This window comes from Paraburkholderia sp. XV (genome assembly GCF_020177535.1).
Lineage (GTDB): Bacteria > Pseudomonadota > Gammaproteobacteria > Burkholderiales > Burkholderiaceae > Paraburkholderia > Paraburkholderia caribensis.
Map to the genome: position 1 here is coordinate 1 of NZ_JAGUUD010000069.1, position 14,576 is coordinate 14,576.

The 14,576-nt window shown below is 63.6% G+C and carries 11 protein-coding genes; 4 read left to right on the forward strand and 7 right to left on the reverse strand.

Annotation, left to right across the window (positions count from 1 at the left end):
• Nucleotides 1–280: 280 nt before the first annotated feature.
• The 5 genes from hutC to KFO72_RS26945 all read right to left on the reverse strand — a co-directional run bounded on the left by hutC (nt 281) and on the right by KFO72_RS26945 (nt 4,251).
• Nucleotides 281–1,027 carry a histidine utilization repressor gene (gene hutC, locus KFO72_RS26925; protein ID WP_054935152.1) on the reverse strand — a complete coding sequence of 249 codons (747 nt, stop codon included), beginning with the start codon at nt 1,025–1,027 and terminating at the stop codon, nt 281–283.
• 103 nt (nt 1,028–1,130) lie between these two features.
• Nucleotides 1,131–1,997, reverse strand: coding sequence for an amino acid ABC transporter ATP-binding protein (locus tag KFO72_RS26930; RefSeq protein ID WP_054935153.1), 867 nt, complete (start codon nt 1,995–1,997; stop codon nt 1,131–1,133).
• Nucleotides 1,998–2,016: 19 nt separating this feature from the next.
• Entirely contained in the window at nt 2,017–2,679 is a 663-nt protein-coding gene (locus tag KFO72_RS26935; protein WP_225033420.1) for an amino acid ABC transporter permease, read from the reverse strand.
• A gap of 10 nt (nt 2,680–2,689) precedes the next feature.
• Nucleotides 2,690–3,340, reverse strand: coding sequence for an amino acid ABC transporter permease (locus tag KFO72_RS26940; RefSeq protein ID WP_054935155.1), 651 nt, complete (start codon nt 3,338–3,340; stop codon nt 2,690–2,692).
• Nucleotides 3,341–3,411: 71 nt separating this feature from the next.
• Nucleotides 3,412–4,251: a transporter substrate-binding domain-containing protein gene (locus tag KFO72_RS26945; protein ID WP_054935156.1), complete on the reverse strand. Its 840-nt coding sequence runs from the start codon at nt 4,249–4,251 to the stop codon at nt 3,412–3,414.
• 282 nt (nt 4,252–4,533) lie between these two features.
• Between KFO72_RS26945 and KFO72_RS26950 the strand changes: the two genes are divergently transcribed.
• Nucleotides 4,534–5,517 (forward strand): isopenicillin N synthase family dioxygenase, encoded by a 984-nt coding sequence (locus tag KFO72_RS26950; protein WP_225033421.1) that lies wholly within the window; start codon nt 4,534–4,536, stop codon nt 5,515–5,517.
• A gap of 8 nt (nt 5,518–5,525) precedes the next feature.
• Nucleotides 5,526–6,926: an FAD-binding oxidoreductase gene (locus KFO72_RS26955; RefSeq protein ID WP_062916325.1), complete on the forward strand. Its 1,401-nt coding sequence runs from the start codon at nt 5,526–5,528 to the stop codon at nt 6,924–6,926.
• A gap of 63 nt (nt 6,927–6,989) precedes the next feature.
• On the opposite strand, the gene KFO72_RS26960 is transcribed toward KFO72_RS26955, so the two are convergent.
• Together KFO72_RS26960 and KFO72_RS26965 are read right to left on the reverse strand one after the other, a co-directional pair.
• Nucleotides 6,990–10,388: an alpha/beta fold hydrolase gene (locus KFO72_RS26960; RefSeq protein ID WP_225033422.1), complete on the reverse strand. Its 3,399-nt coding sequence runs from the start codon at nt 10,386–10,388 to the stop codon at nt 6,990–6,992.
• Nucleotides 10,389–10,751: 363 nt separating this feature from the next.
• Nucleotides 10,752–11,561, reverse strand: a complete 810-nt coding sequence (locus tag KFO72_RS26965; protein WP_054935164.1) for a hypothetical protein — start codon at nt 11,559–11,561, stop codon at nt 10,752–10,754.
• A gap of 450 nt (nt 11,562–12,011) precedes the next feature.
• Here KFO72_RS26965 and KFO72_RS26970 point away from each other — a divergent pair, with 450 nt between their 5' ends.
• Both KFO72_RS26970 and KFO72_RS26975 read left to right on the forward strand, forming a co-directional pair.
• Nucleotides 12,012–13,841, forward strand: a complete 1,830-nt coding sequence (locus KFO72_RS26970) for a hybrid sensor histidine kinase/response regulator (RefSeq protein ID WP_054935160.1) — start codon at nt 12,012–12,014, stop codon at nt 13,839–13,841.
• A 350-nt stretch (nt 13,842–14,191) separates the two neighbouring features.
• Complete coding sequence (locus KFO72_RS26975; protein ID WP_054935161.1) at nt 14,192–14,509, forward strand: hypothetical protein; 318 nt, start codon at nt 14,192–14,194, stop codon at nt 14,507–14,509.
• Nucleotides 14,510–14,576 lie beyond the last annotated feature (67 nt).

A 14,576-nucleotide genomic window follows, 5' to 3' on the forward strand; every position in this document is an offset into this window, starting at 1 on the left:
AAAGAAAAGTAGGTGCCGCCCCGCACAGGGGCGACGCCTGAAGCACGCTAACAAAACGCGGATGCCAGCGCAAAACTCAGAACACCGAACGGCGACGACGCGTGAAGCAAGACAACGCATCGCGGATGCGAGCGCAAAGGCGCAAAACACCAAACCGCGACGCGTGAATCACGCTACCCAATCGCAGATGCCAGCAAAAAGCCCAAAACACCAACCTCACCGCGCAATGACCACAAAGAACCCGAGAGACAGTTAGGACGCTGCTGCGCGAAAACTAATCCTACCCTTGCCTCTGCGAAGTATCCGTCGCAAACCGGCACCCCAACCTATACCTCGATCCCGGATGCACGAACCGCGCGAACGTCACCGCGACACCGCTCGTCCACGTGCGACGCATCAACGTGAGGCAGGGCTCTTCAGGCGCGATCTGCAGCAACTCAGCTTCAGCGCGGCTCGGCAGCCCCGCATCCACCACATGCTCGACATCATGCGCGGGCACGACGCTGAACAGATATTCAGACGGACGCACCACCGCAAAATCCTGCTCGATGAAATCCGGCGCGATGGCGGGATTCACGTAACGGTCCTCGAGCTGCACCGGCAAGCCATTCTCGCGATGCACGCAGATCACATGAAACACCGACGCACCCAACGGCAACCCCAGCGCGTTCGACACATTGACAGGCGCCACCTCGCGCCGCATGAGCACGGTCTGATAGCTATATTCATGGCCCCGCGAGCGAATCTCATCGCCGATATGCGCGATCATCAGCAACGTCGACTGCGGCTTGGATTCGGCAACGAAAGTGCCCACACCCGAGACCCGCGTCAGCAAGCCTTCATTCGTGAGCTCGCGCAACGCGCGGTTGACCGTCATCCGCGACACGCCGAGCGATTCGACGAGATCCAGTTCCGATGGAATGCGATCGCCCGCGCGCCGCTCGCCGGACTCGATCGTGTTGCGGATGTATTGCTTCACCTGCTCGTAGCGCGCAGCAGGGGCGCCGTTCGGTGCATCGGGCGTCATCGCGTGAGCATTCGGCCCGCGAGCCTTGCGTGCTTTCACAAGGGCTCGCGTGCGCAGCTTGTCGCGGATGGCGGGCATCGGCTTTATCGGCTGAGCCGCGCGCTCATACCGGGGCCGCGCTGTCCGCGCCGCGCGACCAGAATGCGTTCCGGTCGAAGTAGTTTTGCAGGAACTGGCGCAGGCGCGGCTGGTTCGCGTCGTGAAAGACATCGTGCGGCTTGCCTTGCACGGCGATGCGCCCCTGGTCGATGAACACGACCTTGTCGGCAACCTGCGCGGCGAAGCCCATTTCATGCGTGACGACAGCCATCGTCATGCCGTCGCGCGCAAGCTGCTTCATCACCTGCAGCACTTCGCCGACCAGTTCCGGGTCGAGCGCGGAAGTCGGCTCGTCGAACAGCATGATGTGCGGCTCCATCGCGAGCGCGCGCGCAATCGCGACGCGCTGCTGCTGACCGCCCGACAGCTTCGCCGGATACGCGTCGCCCTTGTGCGCGAGGCCCACCGTTTCGAGCATCGCATTGGCGCGCTTTTTCGCATCGTCGCGCGACAGGTTGCGCACGCGCAATAGCGCCTCCATCACGTTGCCGAGCGCCGTCATGTGCGGCCACAAGTTGAACTGCTGGAACACCATGCCGACGTTGCGGCGCACGCGGTTGATCTCGCCCTGCGACGCGCGCACGCGCTTGCCGTTGCGTTCCGTATAGCCGAGCAGTTCGCCTTCGATACGCACGTCGCCGTGATCATAAGTCTCCAGCGCGGCGAGGCAGCGCAGCAGCGTGCTCTTGCCCGAGCCCGACGGCCCGATGATGCACACCACTTCCGAGCGCTTGATGTCGAGATCGACGCCGCGCAGCACTTCGACGTCACCGAAGCGCTTGCGCAGATCGCGCACTTCGATCAGCGGCGCCGGGCTGGATTGCGTCATATCGAGCGTAGAAGAAGCGGGCATGTCGACGAGTGCATTCATGATGAACCTTGATTATCGATTACGCCATGAAGCGGGCAACGCGCGCTTCCGCCCACATGCCGGCGCGCGACGTGAGTTCGACGAGCGCGAGATAGCACACGCACAGCACGAGCAAGGTTTCGACGAACGCGAACGTCGCGGAGCCGATGCCCGTCAGCACGAACGTCAGTTCGGGCACGGTGACGATCGACAGCACGGCCGTTTCCTTGCTGAGCACGATGGTCAGGTTGGTCAGCGCGGGCACGATCAGCACCAGCATTTGCGGCACCTGGATGCGCAGCACCGCTTGCCAGCGCGTGAGGCCGAGACATGACGCGGCTTCGAGATGCCCACGCGGTATCGATTGGAAGCCGGAACGGAACGCTTCCGCGAAATACGCGCTGCCGTACAGGCCGAGACCGAGCACGCCCGCCGTCAGCGGTTCGAGCGTCAAGCCGAACGACGGGCCGCCGTAGTAGAGCAAAAAGAGTTGCACGAGAAACGGCGTGCCGCGAAACAGCTCGATATACGCGCGCAGCACGCCGCGCACCCAGCGCCCGCAAAACAGTTGCAGCACGGCGATCAGGAAGCCGATCAGGAGCCCGAGCACAACGCCGACGATCCATGTGCCGAGCGTCGTCGCGAGGCCGGCGGCGATGGGTTGCAGATTGTGCGTGATGACGGTGGGATCGAATTGCTGCATCGTCCGGTCCTCAGGTGTGTTGCAGCCGATGCTCGGCGGCGTGTGCGACGAGAGCAAGCGCACCGCAGATCACGAAGTAGATCAGTCCCGCCGCGACATAGGCTTCGAGCGGCCGATATGTGCTCGCCGCGATGTTCTGCGCGGTGCGCGTGATTTCGGCCACGCCCACCACGGAGATCAGCGACGACGCCTTGATCAGCAGCACCATTTCATTGACGAGCGAAGGCAGCGTCATGCGAAAGGCTTGCGGCACCTGTATGCGCCGCAGCATATCGATAGGGGAAAGGCCGAGCATGCGCGCCGCCTCGATCTGGCCAGGCGGAATGTTCAGAAAGCCGCCGCGCAGTATCTCCGCGATATACGACGCCGAGCACAGCGACACCGCGCTGATCGCGGCGACGATGGGCGACACGTTGATGCCGACGAAGGGCAGCAGGTAATAGACGAGCAGCAGTTGCACCAGCATCGGCACGCCGCGAAAGAAGAACACATAGGCGCCGCCGAAGCGTTGCGCAATGGCATTCGACGACAGCCGCGCCGAGCATACGCCGATGCCGACGAAGAAGCCGATCACGAGTCCCGTCAGCGAAATGCCGATGGTTGCGAGCGCGGCTTGCAGAAGCAGCGGAAAACCTTGAGCGAAAACGTGGGCGCTGAACATGGCCTGTTGCCTGCAAGAAAGGACATGTGAGCGGCGCGCCCGAAAGCGGGTGCGCCGCGCGATTCAGGGCATCAGTAGTTGGGCGTGGGCATCGTGGTCGGTGCGTCCATTGCCACGCCGAACCATTTCTTCTGCAACGATGCGAGACGGCCGTCGTTGTGCATCTTGACCAGCGCGGCGTTGAACGCGTCGGCGAGCGGCTTGCTGTCGGCATCCTTGCGCAGGCAGTAGGCGAAGTACACTTTCGCGCCGAACGGCGGCGTCACGACGGCGAACGCTTCGGGACGCTGTTTCGCGACGTAGGCGATGTTCGTCATCGAGTTCGCGACGGCAGCGATGCGGCCCGCTGCGAGATCCGCATACGCCTGATTGTTGTCGACGTATTCGCGCACTTCGGGTTGCTTCGGCAGTGTCGCGATGTAAGCCTTCAGCTGATCGAGCTGCGCGGAGCCCTTGCCCGCGCCCACCGTCTTGCCGACGATGTCCGACGACTGCTTGATGGAGGTGTCGTTGGCGCGCTTGAGAAGCGCGTCGGTCGCGTCGGCGACGGGCAGTGTGTACGTGTAGCGCTCCATGCGCGCTTTCGTCACCGTGAGCGGGCCGCCCACCATATCGAACTTGCCCGCTTCGAGACCGGGCAGCACGCTCGGCCAGGGCAGATCGATGAAGCGCACCTTCACGCCGAGTTCCTTGCCGACTTCGGCGAACAGGTCCTTGTTGAAGCCTGCCTGCTGGCCGTTCTCGAGAAAGTCGAACGGCGCGAACTGCATCTCCGTGCCGACCACGAGTTCGCCCGCCTTCTTGACCTTCGCGAGTTGGTCTTCCGCCTGCGCGCCGGCGCTGGCTACGGACGCAGCGGCGCAGAACGCCACCATCGCCAGACGACACTTCCAGCCTGCAAAGATACCCATTGATATTCTCCCGTTGGCAATGTGTGTCGCGCTCGACGTGGCAGGGCGCGAATCATGCGAGGCAGTATATACCGCTGGTTTTGCGCGAAAAAAATAATCGCATGCTGTCAAACCCTAATGCCGCTGGCGTATCTTCTGCAGATCGATGCAGCCAGGTGCAACGCAACTTGCGATTGCGCTTTTGGCGGTATATACAACGTGAAACCCTCGCCCATCCGCACGCGGTGCGCGCAGCGACGCATGGAATCATCAGTTCAATCTTCGTGATGAAGGAGTTCCGCAATGCAGCCAGCCACTCGCATTCCGATCGTCGATCTGGCCGGCGTGCGCGCCGGCAACCGCGACGCGCTCGCGCGCGCGGGCCGCGAGATACGCGATGCCTGCACGACGATCGGCTTCTTCTACATCGTCAATCACGGCGTGCCGCAAGCGGTGATCGATCGTGCGGAACAGGCGGCGCGCGAGTTCTTTGCGTTTCCCGTCGAAACGAAACGGCGCGCGGCCGTGAATCATCGGCATCGCGGCTTCAATGCGCTGGGCGACGCGACGATGTATCAGGCAAAGCGCCCCGATTACAAGGAGTTCTATAGCATCGGTCTGGAGTTGCCCGAGAGCGACCCCGACGTGCTGGCGGGCCAGGCGCTGCGCGGGCCGAACAACTGGCCGGACTTCATGCCGGCGTTGCAGCCCGCGTTGTACGGCTATTACGAGGAGGTCGGCGCGTGCGGCGCGGACTTGCTGCGCGCCGTGGCGACGGGCCTGGGCGTTCCCGAAGATTTCTTTGCGCCGCGCTACACGAAGCGGATGCAGCGCACGCAGATGGTCTACTATCCGCCGCAGCCGCCGCAATCCGGTGACGAGCAGTTCGGCGTCGCGCCGCATACCGATTACGGTTGCATCACGCTGTTGTGGCAGGATCGCGTCGGCGGGCTGCAGGTGCGTGAGATTGCTAACGAAACATGGATCGAGGCGCCGCCCATCGAAGGCAGTTTCGTCGTGAACGTCGGCGACCTGCTGGCACGCTGGACGAATGACCGCTTCCGCTCGACGCTGCATCGTGTCATCAACGCATCGGGCCGCGAGCGCTATTCGATCGCGACGTTCTATGATCCGACCTACACGTCGAACGTCGACCCGCGCGATCTCGGCACGCCCGACACCGACAGCAAATATGAACCCGTCGCTGCGGGCGACTATATTCTGGGCCGCATCAACAGTTCGATGGGGTATCGGAAGAAGCTCGCCGCAGAGCAAGGAACGACATAAGGAACCGCATGACAGTGAACGAACGGGCCGCGCTCCCATCGACTTTGGCCGCGTTGCGCGAGGCGTTGGGCGACGACGCGGTACGCGTGGGCGATGAAATCGGCGAGCGCTCGATGACCGACTGGACGCGTCACGAGCCCACGCGTCCCGCGGCCTTGCTGTTGCCGCGCACGACGGACCAGGTCGCACGCGCGCTGATGATCTGCAATGACGCACGCCAGAGCATCGTGCCGCAAGGCGGCATGACGGGCCTTGCGGGCGGCTCGATTCCGCGTGCGACAGATATTGCGTTGTCGCTGGACCGCCTTGCCGGCGTCGAGGAAATCGACAGCGCGGCGGCGACCCTCACGGTGCGCGCCGGCACGACCTTGCAGGCCGCACAGGAAGCGGCGGCGCAAGCGGGCTTCGAACTCGCGCTCGATCTCGGCGCGCGCGGCTCGTGTCAGATCGGCGGCAACCTCGCCACGAACGCGGGCGGCAATCGCGTGATTCAATCGGGGACTGCGCGCGATCAGGTGCTGGGTCTCGAAGTCGTGCTGGCGAACGGCGCGGTGCTGAGTTCGCTGAACAAGATGGTGAAGAACAACACCGGCTATGACCTGAAGCACTGGTTCATCGGCTCGGAAGGAACGCTTGGCGTGATCACGCGCGCGGTGCTGAAGCTGCAGCCGCAGCGCGCGTCGCGGCATACGGCGCTGGTTGCGCTGAGCGACTATGAGCAGGCCGTCAGTCTGCTGCGCCGGCTGTCGATGCGCTTTGGCAACGACATCGGCGCATTCGAGATCATGTGGCCGGACTTCTTCGACTTCGGCGTGAAGCTGACGGGCGCGCGCTCGCCATTTTCTGAGGCACATCCGTTATACGCACTGATCGAACATGCGAGCTTCGACGCGCATGACGACGGTTCGCGTTTTTCCGCCGTGCTGATGGAAGCGCTCGACGAAGCCGCGATCCGCGATGCCGTGATCGCGCAGTCGGTTGCCGATACTCGCGCGTTGTGGGCGATCCGCGAATGCACGGCGGAATTTCCCGTCAAGCTCGATCCGATCAACTTCGACGTGAGTTTGCCGATTGGTGAGATTGGCGCATTCGTCGATCGTTGCCGCGCGGCGATCGACCACGCCTGGCCGGGCAACGCGTCGTATTTCTTCGGCCATATCGGCGATTCGAATCTGCATGTGACCGTCGACGGGCATTCCGTGCCGGGCGTCGATCATCACGACGTGTATGCGCTCGTTTATGACATGCTTGCGCCGCTGCGCGGCTCGGTGTCGGCGGAGCACGGCATTGGCTCGCTCAAGCGTGAGTTCCTGCCCGTGTCGCGTTCGGACGAAGAGCTCGCCGTGATGAAAGCGATCAAGCATGCGCTCGATCCAAACGGGATCTTGAATCCGGGCAAGCTGTTCTAGCGTTGTTACGCGCGACGGTTCGTCCTGAATGCCACAGCATCCATGACGAACCGTCATCTGCGCTCAATGCGCGTCCAGATACCTGACGATAGTCGGGAAAACATCGAGCGCCGCGCGCTTGCCGAACACGCAATCGATGTGTCCATATCCGTCGATCACATGTCGTTCGTAGTTCTCGGGCCCGAACCGTTCCACCAGAAGATCGTAGGTCGTCTCCGTGCTGGTGGGGAGATAGCAGAGATTCTTTGCGCCATGAATGAAAGCGATGGGAAGTTTCATGCCTTCGATGTTCGGCATATACACATCGTCCCCATTCGCATCGACCACGTGTCCGGCGCGCACCATCGCCGCGAGCTGATTGAATAGCTCGACATCGTGAATGCCGAATAGCTCCTGCAGGTTCGCGTGCAGTTGCTCGTCGAGTTGCTCGTGCTCGTAGAGCAGACCATACAGGAATGTCGCGCGATGGCACACGGCACTGTTGCACGTTTCGTCGTGCTCGACGGGGAAGAACTTCAGCGCATCGTCGAGCAGGTTGTGCGGCCATTTCTCGTGCCGGGTATACGCGGTCATATCCTTGATGCCCAGATGCTGAAGAATCTGCGGCGTGTGCAGTCCCGCCTTGACCCGCTGCAACAGTCCCGGCACGGGATGCGCCGACACCTGCGACATCACCGCGGAGCGCACGCCTTTCAGCCCCGACATCAGCGACATGCTCAGGGCCAGCCCGCCCAGGCAATGCCCGATGACCTGAATCCCAGCGGCGCCCGTCAGTTCGCGCACCTTCGCGACAGCGGCGGGGATGTCGAAGCGAGCGATTTCATCGGCGGTGGTGCGTTCGGTCGCGCTCGGCAGTTCGATGCTCACGCGCAGGTCGACGAGCCAGACGTCGTAATGCGCGGCGCACAGGAACTCGACGAGGTTCGTGCCGATCAGGTCCGTCGAGAAGATGCGGCTGGATACGCCGGAGCCATGAATCAGTAGCAGCGGGCCCTTGTCGCCGCCGTGATAACGGGCAAGCCGCAATGTCTTGCCGTCATCGGTCTTGAAGTAGGTAATCTGCGGCGCGGGCGCGCGCAACGCACGGCGCACGCGCGGCGGCGCGTCGGGATCGAAATACTGCAAGGGCGCCGCGACGCCGCCGTATTCCGTGTACAGCACGCCCGCGAAAAAGCGGCCGAATTTCAGCGTATACGCAAGGCGCGTTTCGAGGTCGGGCGTATTCGTCACTTCGATCGTGCGCTGTTGCTTGAGGAAGTTCTCCGGCGTGATGATGAGCGTCGCGTGACCGATGACGGGCGCGTCGTCGGCATCGGACTCACGGATCGTCGCATAGAGCGTGTTCGTCTGCGTCCACAGTTCCGTCAGCGACGTATGCGTGATGATCTTCTGACCGGTCAGATAAAAATGCTTGCCCTCGACGGTGTCGAGCGTCATCCGGTAGTTCATGTTGCGCCGCTCGACGTTGGTTTCGTCGACGACGAACAGGTTGAAGATGCCGTCGTTGACGGTCATCGGTTGCGGCGACAGGGCGGTGCAGGTTAGCGTGCCGATCATGTGCGCCTGGTGCTTCGGGTTCGCGAGCATGTCGTCGAGATCGTCGGAGACGACGGTCACGGTGAAGCTGATGGGCGTGCCTTCCGCCGGATCGTCCCGTTGGCCGGCCGGCTTCGCGTCGCCAACAAAGTATGTGCCGATCATCGTCTCCGTGAAGCGCAGGCCGATTTTCAGCGCGGGCGGCGGGGCGGTGTGGCCCGCCACGTCATAGTCGATCTTCCAGCCGCGCGACTGCGCAAGCTGCGCGCAATTGCGCTCGGCCAGCGCCGAGATCGTCAGCAACGGGTTCACGCCGAGCGACAGCGGCATCACCGCGCCGTCCATCACGTAGAGCCCTTCGTGCACCGCGTTGCCGTCCGTGCCGGAAAACACGCGGCCCGCCTGATCGACGACGCCGTGCGCGGCATCTTCCGCCATCCCGCAGCCACCCAATGGATGCACGGTGACGGTGCGGTTCTGGAACAGATCGGCGGATATCGGGTTGCGCACATACGAGCCGCCCAGCGCGCCCGTTGCTTCGATCAGCGTCTTTTCGACGGTTTCGTAGATCGGCTGCTTGCCCGCGTTCGGCCAGCTCACGCGCGGGCGGCCGCTTTCGACCGTGATCTGGCCGCTTTCGTCGTCGTGCGCCATCACGAGGAATGTCTGCGTGTTACGCATCGCGCCGTGATACGGGCCGCGCAAGATGCTTTCGGCGATGCGCGCTTCGTCCGCGAACGGCGCATCGCCTGCCGGGTCCGGCATGTCGACGCCTTCGGCAGGCGCCGCGAGGCCGAGCACGCCCATCAGGCCGAGGCCGATCGGTGCGGCAACCGATCCTTCCTCGATCACGAAGCCGTCCTTCACATCGGGCGTGTTGCGATGGTCGATGATGCCCGTGATGCACGGGCCGACAGGCGGAATGTCGCCCGCCGGATGCGTGCCCCAGCCGACGCCGTTGATCACCTTGTCGGTGTTGAACGCGAACGCGAGTACGTCGCCGTTGCCCGTGAAGTGCTTGCCGAGTTGTTTCGACACGGGCAAGCCCGCTTCCTGCGAGCGCAGCAGGATCGCCGTCGAGCCGAGCGTGCCCGCTGACAGGATCACGATGTCGGCCGTGACGAACAGTTCGGGCGCGTCATACAGCTCGCGCTTCAGATCGGCGGGCTGATAGCGCACGCACCATACGCCGCGCGCTTCGTCGCGCACCACCGAATGCACGGCCGCGCCCGTGAAAATCTGCGCGCCATGCGCGGCGGCGTCGGGCAGATAGTTCATGTGCGTCGAGTTCTTCGCGCCGTGATTGCAGCCCGAATTGCAGTCGCCGCAGCCGACACAGCGGTTCTGGTCGACGCCCGCCGCGTTCTTGCCGTCCTTGAACGTCACCGTGATGGGCGGACGGTAGAAGCGGTCGCTCATGCCGAGCCGTTTCGCCGACAGTTCAAGCGCATCGAGTTTGGGCAGATTGGGGTAGTCGTCGGGGACGGGCGTCGCGCCGAGCATCGTTCTGGCGCGCTCGTAGCAAACGTCGAGATTCGCCTGGTCCGCGCGCAAGGCGGCGGGCCAGCGCGGATCGTCCCACAGGCGCGCGTCGGGCTTGAGCGCGACGTTCGCGTTGATCAGCGACGTGCCGCCGAGTCCGCAGCCGACCACCACGTTCACATCGGGATTCACGTGCACTTCGAGCAGTGCGAGCGGCGAGCCGATCTGCGCGAGGCCCGTGTTGTACTGCATTTGCGCGACACCTTCGAGCGGTGTGGCGGGAAAGTCGCCCGCCATGAACTCGCGGCCGCGTTCGAGCAGGCACACGCTGCGTTTCGCGCGGGCCATGCGGCTCGCGGCGATCGCGCCGCCATAGCCGGAACCCACTACCACGACCTCGTAATGGTCCTTCATCGCCGAAAGGGCGCTGGACAAGCGGTTCATTCGACCACCTCTTTATATTGGATGTGCGCCGGGGTGGGGGGAACCCGGCGATATGGACGGCTGGCTGGCGCTCGCAGCCCCTTAATCCTGGACGTCGCGCGGCGAAATGCAAAGGGAAAACGCGCGTTTAGCCGCGTGATTCAAAAAATGCTGTGATTGCAGGCGTGGAGTGCTTTCGTGCGGACGGGTGCCATCAGGCAGCGGTCGCGCGAACTGCACGCAAGATGAAACGTAGAGCCGGGCTCGTGCCGATTTACGACGCGTATTGAGCGAGCCGGATTGTCAAAAGCGAATCGATGGCGGCGATTGTTAAATGTTAAGTGCGTGAAGTGCGTCGGGTTTGAACCAGCATGCCGGGGCCGCTCACGCCGCCGCTTCGATCAACTCGTCGTCGGGTGCGGTGGCGGCTTGCGTCGCTTCGGCTGCGAGCAGGTTGAACACGACGAGGATCGCTTCGCGGTTTTCAGCGTGAATTTCAATGCCGAGCTCGTCGCGCAGCCACTGACCGATCTTCGTGTTGGAAAACTGCGCGGCGTCGTCCGTCTTCTTCATCGTGACGCCGAGCTTGACGGCACGATAGTGATAGGAGGGCACCCGATGCTGCGCGGCCACCGCCGACAGACCGCCTTTCGCTTCCGAGCACCAGCCGAGGCTGCCTGCCAGCACGATGCGCTCGGGCGAATCGAGCGATGCAATGAACTCGCGCGCGGCCTGGCGCACGCCGCGTTCGCTCAGGCCGTATTGCAGCAGCACGCTTTCGACGGGATCTTCGAGCGCCTGCGCGCGCAGATCGATCTCCTGCATCATGCCTTCGTGTTCCATCGAGACATTGCGCTGATGGCTCGCGCTCCTCAGGCAGTCGATCAGATAGCGGCGGAAGTAAGCGCAGATCGCGTAGCTGTTGGACGGCGCGCTTTCCGGCGTCGCCTTCGATTCGACATGGCCGGGCGCAAGACGCAGCACCTTCGTATAGATGAACTGATGCACGAGCTCTTCCTTGTCTTCGCCGAGCGCGTGCAATTCGAGCGGGTGGTAGGTGCGCAACGCGCGCTTCACGAGGTCGTACATCGACATCATTTCGTCGTCCGTGAGCTGCGTGCGGCGGCGCCACAGGTCGGGAAGAACGGCTTCGTCGAGAGTGCGTGCGAAAACCTGGCTCGGAACTGCGCCCATGAAGGCCTCCATCGGTAAGGGGCAAGGAGCGCGGTGGCGGCGGGGGATGCCGCCAGTAGAGCCTCGACAAACAGGCATGAAACAGGTCGTGGAGCTGAACCTTCAGAGGCTGTTGGCCGCGCTTGAATGTTGAATCGTTGAAACCAGTATGCTTTTTGCACGCGGCGCCGCCTATATGGATTAAGTGATAGCTGAAGGGTAAACCGCCGGTAAGACGGGTAAACTATCTTTAGACTGTACCGGGTGCTCTTTATAGGACGCGTGACGCCCGCGTTTTATTCCCAATCTGGCGCAGTCGGCGGCGGTTTGACAGAAAACGAAACGACCAGCAAATCTCGACCGAACGGGAGCGATCGCCACAAGCACGCGTTCCCGCCGACCGCACAATCAATTGCATGGACAAGAGCGACGCGCCCAGGCGCCAGCTCCTGCCGACAAGGAGACCGCACGATGCGGGCCGATCCCATCCAGCGCGCGATCGACGAAGACCTCGTGCGCGTGCTGTACGCGCAGGACCCGATTGCTTTCTTCACGCACTGGTTCTCGATTGCGGTGCTGGTGGCGATCTACTGGAATAACATCCCGCATCCGCATCTTTTCGCGGCCTGCTTCATCTTCTATGGCTTCGCCAATTGCGCGAGCCTCGCGCTGTGGATGTGCAACCGGCGCTGGCCGGAGTCGGTGACGCCGCGCACGTGGATCAACCTGCACGCGGCGCGCGGCGCGCTGCTCTACAGCGCGCCTGGGCTCGCAATCTGGTTCGCGTTCCAGAGCCCGCACACGGATCTCCCCATTCTGCACACCGTGATGCTGGTGACGCTCGCGGCGGGCGTGTTCATGTCGAACGGTTTCGACGTCGCCAACTTCGCGACGGCGATCCCGTTCCTGCTGCTGCCCGCGATCGTGCTGCACTTCGGCACCCATACGTTCGACCGCACGATCCTCGCGATCGTCCTCGCGTTCTTCTTCTGCGCGATCAACGTCTACGCGCTCAGCTATCGCAAGCTGTTCCAGCGCGTCGTGCAGGCGCGCGTCGATCAGCAGGCGCTCGCCGAATCGCTCGCCGCGCAAAAACTCGTCGCCGAGGAAGCGAGCCTTGCGAAGACGCGCTTCTTCGCCGCCGCGAGTCACGATCTGCGCCAGCCGCTGCATGCGATCGGGCTGCTCGCGGCGTCGCTGAACGACACGTCGGCGACGCCCGTGCAGCACGCGAAGACGGCCAATAACATCGCCAACAATGTCGAGGCGCTGAACCAGCTGTTCAACCAGGTGCTCGATTTGGCGCGGCTCGAAAGCGGCGTCACGCAGGTGATCAGGCTGCATTTCCGGCTGTCCGAACTGTTCGATCGCGTGGGCAGCCAGTATTGGCCGCAGGCGGCCGCAAAAGGGCTCGCGCTGCGCATCGCGCCGACGGACGCCGTGATCCACGACGACCCCGTGCTGCTGGAGCGGATCTTGAGCAACCTGCTGTCGAACGCGGTGCGCTATACGGAAAGCGGCGCGATCTGGATGGGCTTCAGACGCGCGGGGCGCAACGAGGGCGGCTATATCGAGGTGCGCGACTCGGGCATCGGTATTCCGCCAGCCGAGCAAGAGCGCATCTTCGAAGAGTTCTATCAGGTCGCCAATCCGCAGCGCGACGCACGGCAAGGGCATGGACTCGGGCTGCCGACCGTCAAGCGGCTCGTCGAAATGCTCGGCGGGCAACTGCAATTGCGCTCGGCGCCGGGGCGCGGCTCGGTGTTCCGGTTCCCGGTGCAGCCGGGCGATCCGGCGCGGATCGTCGCCGGGTTGAACGATTCCGTCGCGAGCGGCGCGGCGGCGCTCGGGCGGCACGTGCTGTGCATCGACGACGAGCCGGCCATCCTCGAAGGCATACAGAGTCTGCTCGGCCGCTGGGGCTGCGTCGTGCGCGGCGTGCCTGACGAGCGCCACGCGCTGCTGGCCATCGACGAAGGCTTCATGCCCGATGCCGTGCTTTGCGACTATCAGCTGGCGAACCATCGCACGGGCGCGCAGGCGCTCGGCGCCGTGCGCGACGCGCTCCGCAGGCGCGGCCGGGAGCGCGTGGTGACGCTGCTGATCACGGGCGATATGGCGTCGGTGGAACTGGAGGCGCTGGCGTTGCAGGGCATCCCCGTGTTGCACAAGCCCGTCACGCCCGCGCGGCTGCGCCGTACGCTGGAAATGCTGTGGCAGCAGCCGGGCGCGGTAGCGGACAGGCCGGCTGATCGCGCGGAATCTGTCGCTTCCGAACAGCCGTTGACGACCCGCGGCTGACTCTCGCCGGCGGCGACACGCCGGGTTTTTCCGTCCGGCTTCCCATTGACGTCGAAGGCTCGCGCCATGACGCGGGCCTCTGACGTCGACCATCGACCATCCCTTCATGCTGCCAACGTCGCAATGTCGCGCCGTTGCGCCTCCGTTTTGCCGTCGGCGCTCGATCGCGTCTTCCCGCTCATAAGCTTTTTTGAGAAGTATCTGATCGACCGGAGGTATGCCTGGCTGCTGAAATAGGCCGTTTCGCGATAACAGCGGCTCATTGCTCGTTGGCCGCCGCGAACGTTTCCGGCAACCTTCGCGTCCGGCCCATCGGCCAGGCGCGGCTTTCGAATCAATGAGGTGTAGAAGTGAACGGACATCCATCCGACAAGCTCGTCGCAGGCGTGCTGGTAGGCGCGCTGCTGACGACCGTTTTCGTGGTCGGCATGTTGTATTTCGGCATTCCCGCCGAGCACCACGCGAACATGGCCATGCGCCTGGGCGCGCCCGTCGCGCTGTCGTGCGCGTTGCTGTTTCCCATGCCGCTTCTGTATCGCACGGTGTTGCGCGAGCGCCGCAGCGAGTTCCTGCTCGACGAGGACCTCAACGCGATGCTGTTGGGTCGCGCGATCGGCGTGATCGGCGGCGTGGCGCTGGGCGTCACGCTGGCGACGGAAATGCTCTGACGGGCATGTATCGGACGCGGCGGCAAAGGCCGCTGCAAATGCAGTTTCCTGCCGAAGGCGACATTCT

What these genes read in the sequence shown, in the direction of transcription:
- hutC (WP_054935152.1), bottom strand. Translation starts at nt 1,027, where the DNA reads ATGACGCCCGATGCACCGAACGGCGCCCCTGCTGCGCGCTACGAGCAG.
- KFO72_RS26930 (WP_054935153.1), bottom strand. Translation starts at nt 1,997, where the DNA reads ATGAATGCACTCGTCGACATGCCCGCTTCTTCTACGCTCGATATGACG.
- KFO72_RS26935 (WP_225033420.1), bottom strand. Translation starts at nt 2,679, where the DNA reads ATGCAGCAATTCGATCCCACCGTCATCACGCACAATCTGCAACCCATC.
- KFO72_RS26940 (WP_054935155.1), bottom strand. Translation starts at nt 3,340, where the DNA reads ATGTTCAGCGCCCACGTTTTCGCTCAAGGTTTTCCGCTGCTTCTGCAA.
- KFO72_RS26945 (WP_054935156.1), bottom strand. Translation starts at nt 4,251, where the DNA reads ATGGGTATCTTTGCAGGCTGGAAGTGTCGTCTGGCGATGGTGGCGTTC.
- KFO72_RS26950 (WP_225033421.1), top strand. Translation starts at nt 4,534, where the DNA reads ATGCAGCCAGCCACTCGCATTCCGATCGTCGATCTGGCCGGCGTGCGC.
- KFO72_RS26955 (WP_062916325.1), top strand. Translation starts at nt 5,526, where the DNA reads ATGACAGTGAACGAACGGGCCGCGCTCCCATCGACTTTGGCCGCGTTG.
- KFO72_RS26960 (WP_225033422.1), bottom strand. Translation starts at nt 10,388, where the DNA reads ATGAACCGCTTGTCCAGCGCCCTTTCGGCGATGAAGGACCATTACGAG.
- KFO72_RS26965 (WP_054935164.1), bottom strand. Translation starts at nt 11,561, where the DNA reads ATGGGCGCAGTTCCGAGCCAGGTTTTCGCACGCACTCTCGACGAAGCC.
- KFO72_RS26970 (WP_054935160.1), top strand. Translation starts at nt 12,012, where the DNA reads ATGCGGGCCGATCCCATCCAGCGCGCGATCGACGAAGACCTCGTGCGC.